Consider the following 13,408-nt stretch of genomic DNA (forward strand, 5'->3'; position numbering starts at 1 on the left):
CCGGCCTGACGGCTCTTGTTCGCGATGCCCGAGTCGCGATCACCCGAATGACAGGAGATACCGATGGCGCCCAAGCTACCTCCACAGTTACCCCCCAGGCACCCCGTCGAGCAGGCCGGTGATGCCTCTGGAACGGCCGGCCATGCTGACGCCGGCTATCATCATGGCCCCAAAGGCCTGCTGCGCTGGCTGTTGACCACCAATCACAAGGAGATCGGTACGCTTTACCTGATCTTCTCACTTAGCATGTTCTTCATTGGCGGGATTTTTGCGCTGGTGGTGCGTGCAGAACTCTTCCAGCCCGGTTTGCAGCTCGTGCAGCCGGAGTTCTTCAATCAGATGACCACCATGCATGGGCTGATCATGGTGTTCGGTGCCGTCATGCCGGGGTTCGTGGGCCTTGCCAACTGGATGATCCCCTTGCAGATCGGGGCGCCAGACATGGCACTGCCCCGGCTCAACAACTTCAGCTTCTGGCTGTTGCCGGTCGCCTTTACGCTGCTGCTGTCGACGCTGCTGATGCCGGGCGGGGGGCCCAACTTCGGCTGGACCTTCTATGCGCCGCTGTCGACTACTTATGCACCGCCTTCCACTACCTTCTTCATTCTTGCGCTGCACATGGCGGGCATCAGTTCGATCCTGGGGGCCATCAATATCATCGCCACCATCCTCAATCTGCGTGCTCCCGGCATGCGGATGATGGATATGCCGCTGTTCGTCTGGACCTGGTTGATCACGGCCTTCTTGCTGATCGCGGTCATGCCGGTACTGGCGGGTGTCATCACCATGATGCTGCTGGACATCAACTTCGGCACCAGTTTCTTCAATGCCGCGGGCGGCGGGGATCCGGTGATGTTCCAGCATATCTTCTGGTTCTTCGGCCATCCCGAGGTCTACATCATGATTCTGCCGGCGTTCGGTATCGTCTCGGCCATCATCCCGACCTTCGCTCGCAAGCGCCTGTTCGGCTACGCCTCGATGGTCTATGCGACGTCATCGATTGCCATCCTGTCGTTTCTGGTCTGGGCGCATCACATGTTCGCCGTCGGCCTGCCGTTGGTCGCCGAGCTGTTCTTCATGTACACCACGATGCTGATTGCGGTGCCGACCGGGGTGAAGGTGTTCAACTGGATCGCCACGCTGTTTCAGGGCTCGATTTCCTTCGAGACGCCGATGCTGTTCGCCTTGGCTTTCGTGGTGCTATTCAGTATCGGCGGCTTCTCCGGCCTGATGCTGGCCATCGCCCCGGCCGACTTCCAATATCACGATACCTATTTCGTGGTGGCGCATTTCCACTATGTGCTGGTGCCGGGGGCGGTCTTCGCCATCATGGCCGCCGTCTACTATTGGCTGCCCAAGTGGACCGGGCATTACCCCAATGAGCGACTCGGCCGCTGGCATTTCTGGACCTCGGTCGTGGGGGTGAACCTGACCTTCTTCCCGATGCATTTCTCTGGCCTCGCCGGCATGCCGCGTCGCATACCTGACTACGCGCTGCAGTTTGCCGACTTCAACATGGCCTCGAGCATCGGTGCCTTGCTGTTCGGCACCTCGCAGCTGCTGTTCGTGTTGATGATCATCAAGTGCGTGCGCGGCGGTGAGAAGGCGCCGGCCAAGGCCTGGGACGGTGCCGTGGACCTTGAATGGACGGTGCCGAGCCCCGCGCCGTTGCACACCTTCGAGACGCCGCCACGGTTTCAGCATCCAGAGCATTAATGCCTGCACGGGCGTTGGCGAGGAGTATCTGGGCAGGGGGATCTGGGCAGGGGATCTGGGCTGCTGAGGGAGTAAGGCTCATGACGGGAGTGCAGCGCACGGTAACGCGGACACTGGTGGTCCTGCTGGCGATGTTCGTCTTCGCCTTTGCCCTGGTGCCCCTGTATGACGCCTTCTGTCGGGTGACTGGCATTAACGGCAAGGTCGAGAACACGGCTCAGGCGCTGATCCGGGACAGCATCGATGAGTCCCGTGTGATTACCGTGCAGTTCATCACCCGCGGCAGTGCAGGGCTTCCCTGGAAGCTCGAGGTGCTCGACCGCCAGGTGCGCGTGCACCCCGGCGCGGCGACCGAGGTTCATTTCGCTTTCACCAATCACGGCAAACAGGCGGGCTGGGGCAGGGCGGTACCCAGTGTATCGCCCTCCGAGGCGTCGCTATATATGCGCAAGGTGACCTGCTTCTGTTTTCAGGAGCAGCGACTCGACGCCGGTGAGCGCTACGAGGCGCCGCTGGTCTTCCAGTTGACCCGCGACCTGCCCGCCGACATCAAGACGGTGACGCTGGTCTACACCCTGTACCCGGTAGACGATAAGACGCTGGCCAATAAGACCCCGGTCGTTGTCGTTCCTGGAGGTGAAGCATGAGTGGCAGCTACTACGTTCCCCCGCAGAGCAAATGGCCGGCGCTGGGCTCTCTGGCCGTCGGGGTCATGATGGCGAGTCTCGGCATGCAGCTGGTTCATGGCACCGGTGGGCTGGTCATGACGCTGGGCTTGGCGGCAGTGCTGACGGTGATGTGGCTGTGGTTTCGCGATGTGGTCCGCGAGTCTCGCCAGGGGCTCTACGACGCCCAGATGGATCGTTCCTTTCGCTGGGGGATGGGCTGGTTCATCTTCTCGGAAGTGATGTTCTTCGCGGCCTTCTTCGGCGCGCTCTTCTATGTGCGGGTGTTCGCCGTGCCCTGGCTGGATGGCGAAGGCGCCAAGGGGGTGGCGGCGCTGCTGTGGCCTGATTTTACCGCCAGCTGGCCGCTGATGAACCCGCCGAGTGCCGCCATTAGCGGGCCACGGGAGGTGGTGAGCCCCTGGCAGCTACCGCTGGTGAATACGATATTTCTGGTCAGTTCCAGCGTCACCCTGACGATCGCCCATGAGGCATTGAAGGAAGGGTACCGGAAGACGACCCGCAACTGGCTGATCGGCACCATTCTGCTGGGTGTGTGTTTCCTGGTCGTTCAGGGCATCGAATACTACGAGGCCTACCACCACTACGGCATCACGCTGCAGGCTGGCATCTATGGTTCGACCTTCTTCCTGTTGACCGGCTTCCATGGCGCCCACGTCACCATCGGTGCCATCACCCTGAGCGTGATGCTGATGCGGGTGATGAAAGGGCACTTCAACCGTGAGGATCACTTTGGTTTCGAGGCCGCCGCCTGGTACTGGCACTTCGTCGATGCGGTCTGGATCGGTCTGTTCATCTTCGTGTACGTCTTCTGAGACCCGTGCCTGAGGATTCTTGGGAAGTCGTGAGAGGTCGTGAGAGCTGGTGAGGGGGCGTGAGAGGGCGTGACGGGGCGTAATGAGTCGTGAGGAGCCGCTGATTCAGCGACTCGCCAGGTCGCCGAAATAGAAGCCGTAGGCCAGTAGAGCGAACAGCAGCACAGCAAGGCTGACGCGCAGCTTGAGGGATATCAGCAGACGGCGTGAGCGTCCCTGGTCACGCAGCAGGAACCCGGCGCCTGCCGCCAGGCTCGCGACCATGCAGACAAACACCAGAGTGATCAGGGCTTTCAACATGAGGGGCTCCGTGAGTCAGAACCATATTAGTTCAAGCAAGCGCGCGCCGACTGTCAAGGTCATCCTGCTCTGGTGGGGTTTCTGGGGCCTGCTGGTGGTGTTGGGGCTAGCGCTGGGGCAATGGCAGTGGCAGCGCGCCGCAGAGAAGGAGGCCTATCTGGCAGCGCTTGCCGCGGCGCCTACGCTGGTCTCGCCGCAGGAAGCGCCACCGGAAGGCGCGACGCTGATTCTCGAGGGGCGCTATCAGGCCGATGAGACCCGCTTTCTGGACAATCGGACGCATGAAGGCGAGCTGGGCGTGGCGGCCCTGACGCCATTGCGCGGTGCCGACGGGCGGCTTTGGCTGATCGAGCGTGGCTTTATGCCTACCGGTGTCAGCCGTGAGGCACCGACGGTGGCCACACCCGAAGGAACGGTCACCCTCAAGGGGCAGTGGCAGCAGGATGGCAAACGGGCGCCGCTGTTTGGTGCCAATCAGGAGGGCCTGAGGCTGCAGCGGATCCAGCTCGATGCCTGGAAGGACTTGGGTGGTTTTGCCCAGGCGGGTTGGCTGCACCTTGAGGAGGGAGCCGGCCTGTTGAGTCCCTGGTGGGAGCCAAGCGTGCTGCCCCCCAGCCGTCATCTGGGCTATGCCGTGCAATGGTGGGGGCTGGCGGCTGCCGCTCTGGTGGTGATGCTGCTGGGTGGCCGGCGCCTAAGGCGAGCCCGCCAGTCTGCGCATGTATCCGAACATGTGTCCGAGAATGTCGATGCTTCCCGTCAGCAGGAGTCTTAGCCATGACGTACGTTAACCGCCAGCGCCTCAAGCTGCTGACACTGATCGCCGTCTTTGCTCTGCCGCTGTTGGTGGCCTGGGTAATGGTGGAGTGGCGTGTGGGCATTCCCGATGCGCGCACGGCGCATGGCGAACTCAAGCCCGAGGTGCCATCCCTTGGCGCCTGGCCGCTAGAGGGAACGAGGCCGCCGGCGTCGGCTGATGGCTGGCTGTTGGCCTTCGACTGCACGCTTGATTGCGACCAGATGGCCGACCAGTGGTGGCGGTTGCACCGTGCACTCGGTAAGGAAGCGACCCGAGTACGCCGGCTGCGTATCGATGCCGCCGCGCAGGGCAGCGCCGCCGCGCTTCCCGGTGAAACCCGGCTTCGCTGGGCGCGAGAGCCTGATTGGCAGGTTCCCGGCCAGGTCTGGATCGTTAGCCCGCAGGGGCAGGCGGTACTGGGCTACCGCGCCGGCGTCGATCCCTATGACGTGCTCGATGACCTAAAGCAGCTGTTGCGCATGAACCCTGAGCCCATCGTGAGGGTGAACGGTTAGTTGGGCTGGCGTGATGCAGCCGTGTGATGGGAGATATGTGTAGGAAGGATGTGTAGGAGGCATGAGTGGAGGCATGAGTGGAGGGTTAAAGCGGGATAAGAGAAGGATGAGATTGCTCCAGGACAGGAGGTGGCCATGTCGCATCATGATCTCAGGCTGGGTTTGCTCATTCGGTTGAGCCAACTAGGCATTGCCTTCACGGTGGCGGTCATTCTGATGGGCGCCTTTACCCGGCTCATGGACGCGGGGCTGGGTTGCCCAGACTGGCCCGGCTGTTATGGCCAGTGGGTCGTGCCTGAGCCGGGTGTGGCCGAATCTCACCCTTCCGCAGTGCCGTTGGAACCTCTCAAGGCCTGGCTCGAGATGGTTCATCGCTACCTGGCCTCGATGCTTGGGGGGCTGGTGCTGATGATGCTGGCGCTGGGCTGGTCGCGGCGAAAGCGGCCGGGGTATCCCTGGCATATCACGCTTTGCCTGCTGGCTGTGATTCTGCTGCAGGGGGCCTTCGGTGCCTTTACCGTCACGTTGCGGCTATGGCCGCAGGTGGTCACCCTGCACCTGCTGGGCGGCCTGGTGGTGATGCTGCTGTTCCTCTGGTTGCACCTTAGGTTACGCGTCACGGCGGTCAGCGCTAATCCAGCGAATCGAGCGCTTCCCAAGCTCTCACACTGGTGGGCCATCGCGGCGTTGCTGCTGGCGGCGCAGCTGGCGCTTGGCGGCTGGACCTCGAGTAATTACGCGGGCATTGCCTGCCAGGGCTTTCCGACCTGCAATGGCCAGTGGTGGCCGACGATGGACTGGAGCGAGGGCTTTCATCTGACTCAGCGAGTGGGGCCTGACTATCTTTACGGCCAGTTGCATGCCGATGCGCGAACCACGATTCATCTGGCGCATCGACTCGGTGCACTGGCGTTGGGGTTGAGCCTTACGCTGCTGGCGGCCCGTCACTGGCGTGAACCGCGCCTGCGCCCCTGGATGGGGGCCATGTTGGCCGCTTATGGGCTCCAGGTGGGACTTGGGATTGCCAATGTGGTCTGGTGGCTGCCTTTGGGGCTGGCCCTGGCGCATACGGCCGGTGCGGTACTGCTGGCGCTGACCATGGCGCTGGCTGCCTGGCAGGCCAAGGTGGGGGCGCTCCCGGTCGGTCTGCCGAAGGCGCAGGCTCAAGAGCAGGGAGCGGGTGAATGCGCGATAACTTCATGATCGCCTCGTCGTCATCGCTCGAGCGGGCTTGGGGGTGGCGTGACCTGATCACACTCGGCAAGCCCCGTGTGGTGATGGTCATGTTGGTCTGCGTTGTAGTGGGCATGGGATTGGCTTCGGCGTCACTGCCGCCCGTGCACCTGGTGATCAATGGTCTGGTGGGCATTGGTCTGACGGCCTCGGGGGCGGCCGCCTTTAATCATGTGCTTGATCGCCGGCTGGACGCCCTGATGCTGCGCACGGCGGGTCGCCCGCTGGCCTCACGTCGGCTGCCCATGTCTTATGCGTTGGGTTGGGCATCACTGCTGTCCGTGGCAGGGGTGGGGTTGCTGGCCTGGCAGGTCAATGCACTGACTGCCTGGCTGACGTTGGCATCATTGCTTGGCTATGCGCTGGTCTACACTGCCTTCCTGAAGCGCGCTACACCGCAGAATATCGTTATCGGTGGGGTCGCCGGGGCGGCGCCCCCCTTGCTTGGCTGGACCGCTATCACGGGAGAACTCGGGCCAGAACCGCTGTTATTGATGTTGATCGTATTCGCCTGGACGCCACCGCACTTCTGGGCGCTGGCCATTCATAAACATGAGGAATACGCCAAGGCCGGGGTGCCCATGCTGCCGGTCACCCATGGCGACGCCTTCACTAGATTGCAGATCTGGCTCTATGGCTGGTTGACCGTGGCGGTGACGCTCTTGCCCTTCGTGATCGGCATGAGCGGTGTTCTGTACCTGATCGCCGTCATGGGGCTCAACGCCCGCTTCATGGTCTGGAATTTCAGGGTCTGGCGCGGCCGCGACAGCCAGGCGCCACTGGCCGCCTTCTGGTTCTCTATTCGTTACATTCTTGGTGTCTTCGCCGCGCTGCTGGCGGATCATTACGGCATGCTTTTGCTTGCCCAGTCATCACTCGCCTAGTCATCACTCGCCTAGTCATCACTCGCCCAGTCATCACTCGCCCAGTCATCACTCGCCCAGGTATGGCTTGCCTGGCTATTACTGACATGGCTCTTGTACTGTCATTTTCTTGGCATCACCCGCCTGAAGCAAAGCCTGTATCCCGCCTTTTTAGGGGCATTTTTCATAGCTGCATTTTCCACAAAGACATCGGCAACAAAGACATCGCCCATAACGACACCGCCCGGCCAAGTGGCCGGGCGGTGTGATTCGGTCGTCAGAGTCGGTCGCACTGCAAGACCCAGAGGGCAGGGCGCCTTTACCAGAACGCAAGAATAAGCAGGTAGGCCATCAGGGTGACGACCGGGGTGCTGATCAGGTTCAGGGCGAAACCGGCGCGGATCATCGACTGGATCTTCATGTGCCCGGTAGCGAACACGATGGCATTGGGCGGCGTGGCCACCGGCATCATGAAGGCGCAGCTGGCGGCGATGGCCGCGGGCACGGTCACCATCAGCGGCGAAATATCCAGAGAAAGCGCCAGGGCCCCCAGCAACGGCAGGAAGGCGGCGGCCGTTGCCGTATTGGAGGTCACTTCGGTGAGGAAGATGATCACCAGCACGACGATACCGATCAGCATCAATAGCGGCAGGGCGCCGAACATGGACAGCTGATCGGCGATCCAGGTCGCAAGGCCCGAGGCCTTGATGGCGCCGGCAAGCGCCAGGCCACCGCCGAACAACAGCAAAATGCCCCAGGGAAGCTGTTGGGCATCTTCCCACACCATCAATCGCTCACCGCGCTGCTGGCCACTTGGCAGCAGGAACAGCAGGATGCCGGCGGTAATGGCAATGCCGGTGTCATTGAGCCAGACAAGTCCCAGGTCGTTGAGAAAGGGGCGGGATACCCAGGCAATGGCGGCAAGGAGGAATAAGATGCCGACGCGGCGCTCTGCCTTGCTCATCTGGCCAAGCTTGGCCAGCTCTTGTTTGACCATGTCACCGCCGTTGCTGCCCACCGCCAGATTGAAGCTCTTACGGGTCAGCCACCACCAAGCTGCCGTCATCATCACGATGCTGATCGGCAGGCCAACCATCATCCACTGGGCGAAGCCGACGTCGATGCCGCGATCTTCAGCCAGGTAGGCGGCAAGCAGCGCATTGGGTGGTGTGCCGATCAGGGTGGCGACACCGCCGATGCTGGCCGAATAGGCAATGGCTAACAGTAGGGCAGTGGCGTAACGGGATACCTCTTTCGGATCACTGTCCTCGAGCAGGCTGACCACTGATAGGCCAATGGGCAGCATCATGATGGCGGTGGCGGTATTCGACACCCACATGCTCAAGAAGCCCGTGGCGATCATGAAGCCGGCGATCTGCTGGCGAGGTTGATGGCCAACGACTTGCAGGACCTTGAGTGCGATTCGCCGATGGAGCTCCCAGCGCTGCATGGCGATGCCCAGCAAGAAGCCGCCCAGGAACAGGTAGATGATCGGGTTGGCGTAGCTCGAGGCCACGCTGGACATATCATTAATGCCCAGAACCGGAATCAGCACCAGCGGCAGCAAGGAGGTGGCGGGAATCGGCAGGGCTTCTGTCGCCCACCAGGTCGCCATCAACAGCGCAACGCCCAGACACAGCCAGGCGCTTTCCGGCATGTCCCCGGGAGCGGGTAGCAGCAGCGTCATGAGTAGCCAGGCGGGGCCGAGCCACAGGCCGATAGTGGCTGACAGCGAGGGCGCCACTGGGCCATCAGAGCCGGAGGGGCTTGGTGTCGACATGGTGTTGTTTCCGTTGTGCAGGTTGAGTGGAGTCAGCGACAGGAAAACGCCCCCGTCGCGAAAGCTATCCAGGTCAGTCACTCGATCACGAAATGAACGTAGACACCTTATGGATGGTCGCATCGAGTAGCTGACAAGACGACGATGATAAACAGGCGTGCATTTAAGCCTCAACCTGCGTCAAGCAACTGCCCTCTGGGGCTTGGCAGCGTTGGGTTGCTGGCAGTCAGCCACGTACAATGCACCTCTTTTTTCCGATAAACAGCGAGAGGCGACGACATGAGTGAGACGATGGCTTGGATAGTGGCGGGCCTCGCGGTAGTAATCCTGGCAGGTCTTGGCGCCTATGCATTCACTCTCTGGAAGGAAGTGCGGCGGCGTGAAGCCTTCAAACGCGATGAGGCCGAGCGAGCCAATCAGCAGTGCCTGTCCAGCCTTGATGCGATCGCACGCTCGATGATCAGCCGCCAAGTTGACCTGGTCGAGGGCTCGCTGCGCTGCAAGGTGCTGCTCGAGATCATTGATCCAGCACTGTTGCAGCGCGATGGTTTCCGCGTGTTCATTGATGTACATGAGCGTACTGAGCATCTTCATACCCATTCCGCCCGCAATGCGCTGAGTCTCAAGGAGCGCCTCGACGAAGACCGGCAACGTATGGCCGTTGAGAATGAGTTCGAGACTCCGCTTGTCGAAGCGGCTCGGGACGTGCTCTCCTTCAAGGAGCGTTGGCCAGAAAGCGGCTATTAGTACAGGTAGTACAGGCGTTTGCCTGCACCCTTGAGCCTCTTGCATGGTAGCTATGAGCGTGAGTTTGGTGTTGAACGCTGGTAGGGATTCTCTGTCTCCATTAGGAGACACTTGATTAAGTCTAATATCTAGCTGAACATCCCCGAATGTGCTTATCTTTGGTAAGGGTGCGAAAGGATGGGCTTTTCCGCAGCTTGCTGTTAAGTACCAGTGTTTCGTAACGCCGTTGGCGGGCATCGCCGTGATGCAAATAAGAAGGAGTCTTGCATGAAGAAGTCAACAACAGGTTTGCTGCTGGGTTCAGCGCTGATGATCGGTCTATCCGGCTGCGCGAGCTCGGCCTCACAGTCCTCGGGTAGCATGGCGAACGATGATGCCTGGTACCAGAGCCCATTCGTTTGTGCTGTCGCGGGCGGCCTGATTGGTGGCGGTATCGGTTACGCCTCGAGCAGCGAGTCCGATGAGGACAAGGGCGCAGCCATTGGTACCACCGCAGGCGCCACTATCGGCGGCATGCTGTGTGCCAATCCCAAGCCGGCCGAGCCGCAGTGTCCGACATTTGGCGACACAGTACCGGCGGGTGTGGCCACCGATTCCGAAGGCTGTCCGCTCGACTCTGACGGTGACGGTGTCTATGACTACCGCGACCAGTGCCCGGGTACGCCGGCCGGTGTTCAGGTAGACGCCAAAGGCTGTCCGCTGGACTCTGACGCCGATGGTGTGCCGGACTACATGGACCAGTGCCCGGACACCCCGGCTGGTGCTGAGGTCAATGCCCTGGGCTGTGTAGATGACCTGGTGCTGGAAGACGTCAACTTCGAGTTCGACTCTGCCAAGCTGACCATGGGCGCCGAGAGCATTCTGTCTGATGTGGCGGAAAAGCTCGCGGCTAACCCGGAAGCTCGCGTGCGCCTGGAAGGGCATACCGATTCCGTCGGTTCTGCTAGCTACAACAAGGATCTCTCCCAGCGTCGTGCTGACTCCGTCAAAACCTATCTGGCAAGCGAAGGTATTGATGCCAATCGCATGACGGCCATCGGTTATGGCGAAGAGCAGCCGATTGCTACCAACGATACTGACGCTGGTCGCGCGCAGAACCGTCGCGTTGAGCTCGGTGAGTGGGAGTGAGGCATTGAATCTTTGATGTATTGATTCAAGCTTGTTTGACGAGGGGTGCCATGCGGCACCCCTCGTTTCGTTTTGTCTTCGTTCAGTCTTCGCTCTGGCCCAACAGAGGTGTTATGCCGCTAGCGCCGGCCACTGCACCTGGCGCGGCTGGACGCCCCTAGCATGCCCTGCTAATGTGCGCTGCTGCTAGATAGCGCCTCTGAGCCTTTCTAGAGGCGGTGTCCACACTGCCAGACCGACTTCATTCATTTCAGCCTGTCGCATGTCGTCCCTGGTATGGATGACCACTGCGCTCGAGGATGCCCGCAATGCCAATCGTTACCCTGCCTGACGGCAGTCAGAGAACCTTCGACGCGCCGCTTTCGGTGATGCAGCTGGCCGAGTCCATCGGTCCTGGGCTTGCCAAGGCCTGCGTGGCCGGCAAGATCGATGACGTACCGGTGGATGCCGCCGATATCATCGACCATGACGCCAAGGTCGCTATTTTGACCGCGCGCGACGAGGAAGGCCTCGAGGTGATTCGTCACTCCTGCGCCCACCTGATCGGTCATGCCGTCAAGCAGCTTTACCCCGAGGCCAAGATGGCGATTGGCCCGGTGATCGATGACGGTTTTTATTACGACATCGATTTCGGCCGTTCCGCCACGCCGGAAGACCTCGAGGCCATCGAGGTGCGCATGAAAGTGCTCATCGAGGAAGGCTATGACGTCGTTCGCGAGTACGTCGATCGTGACAAGGCGATGCTGACCTTCCTGCACCGTGAAGAGCCCTTCAAGCAGGAGCTGGTGCGTGGGATCCCCGAGGGCGAAACCATTCGCCTCTATCATCATCAGGAATATATCGACATGTGCCGCGGGCCGCATGTGCCGAATACCTCGCACCTCAAAGCCTTCAAGCTAACCAAGCTTGCTGGCGCCTACTGGCGGGGCAGCGCCGAGAATCCGATGCTGACCCGCATCTACGGCACCGCCTGGGGTGACAAGAAGCAGCTCAAGGCCTATCTCAAGCGCCTTGAGGAAGCCGAGAAGCGTGACCATCGCAAACTGGCGCGCAAGATGGATCTCTTCCATATCCAGGAAGAGGCGCCGGGCATGGTGTTCTGGCACCCCAACGGCTGGACCATCTATCAGGCACTCGAGCAATACATGCGTCGGGTGCAGATCGAGCACGGCTACCAGGAAATCAAGACACCTCAGGTCGTTGACCTGTCACTGTGGAAGGCTTCCGGCCACTGGGGCCACTATTCCGACCTGATGTTCACGACCGAGTCGGAAAAGCGCGAGTATGCCGTCAAGCCGATGAACTGCCCGTGCCACGTTCAGGTCTTCAATCAGGGCCTGAAGAGCTACCGTGACTTACCGCTGCGTCTGGCCGAGTTCGGCAGCTGTCACCGCAACGAGCCGTCGGGTTCCCTGCACGGCCTGATGCGCGTGCGTGGTTTCACGCAGGACGATGCGCACATTTTCTGCACCGAAAAGCAGATCCAGTCGGAGGCGGAAGACTTCATCGCCCTGACGCTCAAGGTCTACAAGGAGCTGGGCTTCGAGGACGTCGAGCTCAAGCTGTCGACTCGCCCCGAAGGCTTCATGGGCGAGCCGGATCTTTGGGATCGTGCCGAAGCCGGCCTGGAGGCTGCCCTGAATGCCACCGGCCTCGACTGGGAGCTTCAGCCAGGCGAGGGCGCCTTCTACGGGCCCAAGATCGAGTTCGCGCTGCGTGATTGCTTGAATCGCGTATGGCAGTGCGGCACGCTCCAGCTCGACTTCAATCTGCCGGGGCGTCTTGGTGCACAGTTCGTCGATGAAGATGGCGTGCGTAAGACCCCTGTCATGCTGCATCGAGCGATTCTTGGGTCCTTCGAGCGTTTCCTTGGTATCCTGATCGAGCACTATGCCGGGGCCATGCCGCTATGGCTGGCGCCGGAGCAGGTAGTGGTCATGACGATCACGGATTCGCAGCGTGATTTTGCACAAGATGTGGTCAATCGCCTGCAGAAAGTCGGTCTTCGTGCCAAGGCGGACTTGAGGAACGAGAAGATCGGCTTTAAAATCCGTGAACATACGTTGCAGAAGGTTCCGTATCTCCTCGTAGTAGGGGATAAGGAAGTCGAGGCTGATGCGGTTGCTGTTCGCACCCGCACAGGTGAAGATCTCGGCTCATTGAAAGTCGATGACCTGATCGCCAAGCTCAACGACGAGCGGTGATCACTACGACGTCAACCAACACGGAGATGTAACGATCAAGAGAAATACTCAGCGCGGCCGTCCTCAGGACAAGCGCCCTCCAATGAACGAGCGTATCAGCGAAGACCAAGTCCGCCTCATCGGTATCGAAGGTGAGCAGCTTGGGATTGTGTCCACCAGTGATGCCTTGGAACAGGCGGAAGCGGCTGGTATGGACCTCGTGCAGATCTCCAATGCCGATCCGATCGTTTGTAAGATCATGGATTACGGCAAATTCGTCTTCGAGCAGAAGAAGCAAAAAGCTGCTCAGAAGAAGAAGACCAAGCAGATCCAGGTCAAGGAAGTTAAATTCCGGCCTGGCACCGACGAGGGTGACTATCAGGTCAAGCTGAAAAACCTGATCCGTTTCCTCGAAGGTGGCGACAAGGGCAAGGTCACGCTGCGTTTTCGCGGCCGTGAGATGGCCCACCAGGACATCGGCCGCAAGCTGATGGAACGGGTAGCCAAAGATCTCGATGAACTGGCCAACGTAGAGTCTTTCCCGAAGATGGAAGGCCGCCAGATGATCATGATCCTTGCCCCCAAGAAAAAGTGATCCAAAGGCAGTAGAACGGGTGTCGGTCGGGACCTGATCTCGACCGGC

General features: G+C 60.6%; 13 protein-coding genes. 11 read left to right on the plus strand and 2 right to left on the minus strand.

Going from position 1 to position 13,408, the window contains the following annotated elements; all coding sequences use genetic code 11:
* Window positions 1-63 precede the first annotated feature (63 nt).
* The 3 genes from ctaD (at window position 64) to BCL93_RS10380 (ending at window position 3,217) form a co-directional block, all read left to right on the plus strand.
* Window positions 64-1,716 carry a cytochrome c oxidase subunit I gene (gene ctaD / locus BCL93_RS10370; protein WP_112055215.1) on the plus strand — a complete coding sequence of 551 codons (1,653 nt, stop codon included), beginning with the start codon at window positions 64-66 and terminating at the stop codon, window positions 1,714-1,716.
* An 80-nt stretch (window positions 1,717-1,796) separates the two neighbouring features.
* Entirely contained in the window at window positions 1,797-2,363 is a 567-nt protein-coding gene (locus BCL93_RS10375; RefSeq protein ID WP_112055216.1) for a cytochrome c oxidase assembly protein, read from the plus strand.
* Window positions 2,360-3,217 carry a cytochrome c oxidase subunit 3 gene (locus BCL93_RS10380; RefSeq protein ID WP_112055217.1) on the plus strand — a complete coding sequence of 286 codons (858 nt, stop codon included), beginning with the start codon at window positions 2,360-2,362 and terminating at the stop codon, window positions 3,215-3,217. Before BCL93_RS10375 ends, BCL93_RS10380 begins: the two co-directional genes overlap by 4 nt.
* A 105-nt stretch (window positions 3,218-3,322) precedes the next feature.
* On the opposite strand, the gene BCL93_RS10385 is transcribed toward BCL93_RS10380, so the two are convergent.
* Window positions 3,323-3,517 carry a DUF2909 domain-containing protein gene (locus BCL93_RS10385; RefSeq protein ID WP_112055218.1) on the minus strand — a complete coding sequence of 65 codons (195 nt, stop codon included), beginning with the start codon at window positions 3,515-3,517 and terminating at the stop codon, window positions 3,323-3,325.
* A gap of 10 nt (window positions 3,518-3,527) precedes the next feature.
* Between BCL93_RS10385 and BCL93_RS10390 the strand changes: the two genes are divergently transcribed.
* The 4 genes from BCL93_RS10390 (at window position 3,528) to cyoE (ending at window position 6,948) form a co-directional block, all read left to right on the plus strand.
* The gene (locus tag BCL93_RS10390; protein WP_258396345.1) at window positions 3,528-4,292 is read left to right on the plus strand and encodes an SURF1 family protein; all 765 of its coding nucleotides are present in this window, start codon (window positions 3,528-3,530) and stop codon (window positions 4,290-4,292) included.
* 2 nt (window positions 4,293-4,294) lie between these two features.
* A complete protein-coding gene (locus tag BCL93_RS10395; protein ID WP_112055220.1) occupies window positions 4,295-4,831 on the plus strand; it encodes a hypothetical protein in 537 nt (178 codons plus the stop codon).
* 135 nt (window positions 4,832-4,966) lie between these two features.
* Window positions 4,967-6,034, plus strand: a complete 1,068-nt coding sequence (locus BCL93_RS10400; RefSeq protein ID WP_112055221.1) for a COX15/CtaA family protein — start codon at window positions 4,967-4,969, stop codon at window positions 6,032-6,034.
* Complete coding sequence (gene cyoE / locus BCL93_RS10405) at window positions 6,016-6,948, plus strand: heme o synthase (protein ID WP_112055222.1); 933 nt, start codon at window positions 6,016-6,018, stop codon at window positions 6,946-6,948. Before BCL93_RS10400 ends, cyoE begins: the two co-directional genes overlap by 19 nt.
* A gap of 298 nt (window positions 6,949-7,246) precedes the next feature.
* On the opposite strand, the gene BCL93_RS10410 is transcribed toward cyoE, so the two are convergent.
* Window positions 7,247-8,707, minus strand: coding sequence for an SLC13 family permease (locus tag BCL93_RS10410; protein WP_112055407.1), 1,461 nt, complete (start codon window positions 8,705-8,707; stop codon window positions 7,247-7,249).
* A gap of 279 nt (window positions 8,708-8,986) precedes the next feature.
* On the opposite strand from BCL93_RS10410, the gene BCL93_RS10415 reads away from it, so the two are divergent.
* The 4 genes from BCL93_RS10415 (at window position 8,987) to infC (ending at window position 13,360) form a co-directional block, all read left to right on the plus strand.
* Window positions 8,987-9,454: a DUF2489 domain-containing protein gene (locus BCL93_RS10415; RefSeq protein ID WP_112055223.1), complete on the plus strand. Its 468-nt coding sequence runs from the start codon at window positions 8,987-8,989 to the stop codon at window positions 9,452-9,454.
* Window positions 9,455-9,721: 267 nt separating this feature from the next.
* Window positions 9,722-10,582: an OmpA family protein gene (locus tag BCL93_RS10420; RefSeq protein ID WP_112055224.1), complete on the plus strand. Its 861-nt coding sequence runs from the start codon at window positions 9,722-9,724 to the stop codon at window positions 10,580-10,582.
* Window positions 10,583-10,890: 308 nt separating this feature from the next.
* Window positions 10,891-12,786 carry a threonine--tRNA ligase gene (gene thrS, locus BCL93_RS10425; protein WP_112055225.1) on the plus strand — a complete coding sequence of 632 codons (1,896 nt, stop codon included), beginning with the start codon at window positions 10,891-10,893 and terminating at the stop codon, window positions 12,784-12,786.
* 34 nt (window positions 12,787-12,820) lie between these two features.
* Window positions 12,821-13,360 (plus strand): translation initiation factor IF-3, encoded by a 540-nt coding sequence (gene infC / locus BCL93_RS10430; RefSeq protein WP_258396422.1) that lies wholly within the window; start codon window positions 12,821-12,823, stop codon window positions 13,358-13,360.
* The last annotated feature ends 48 nt before the right edge of the window (window positions 13,361-13,408 follow it).

This window comes from Onishia taeanensis, from assembly GCF_003268885.1.
Classification (GTDB): Bacteria; Pseudomonadota; Gammaproteobacteria; order Pseudomonadales; family Halomonadaceae; genus Onishia; species Onishia taeanensis_A.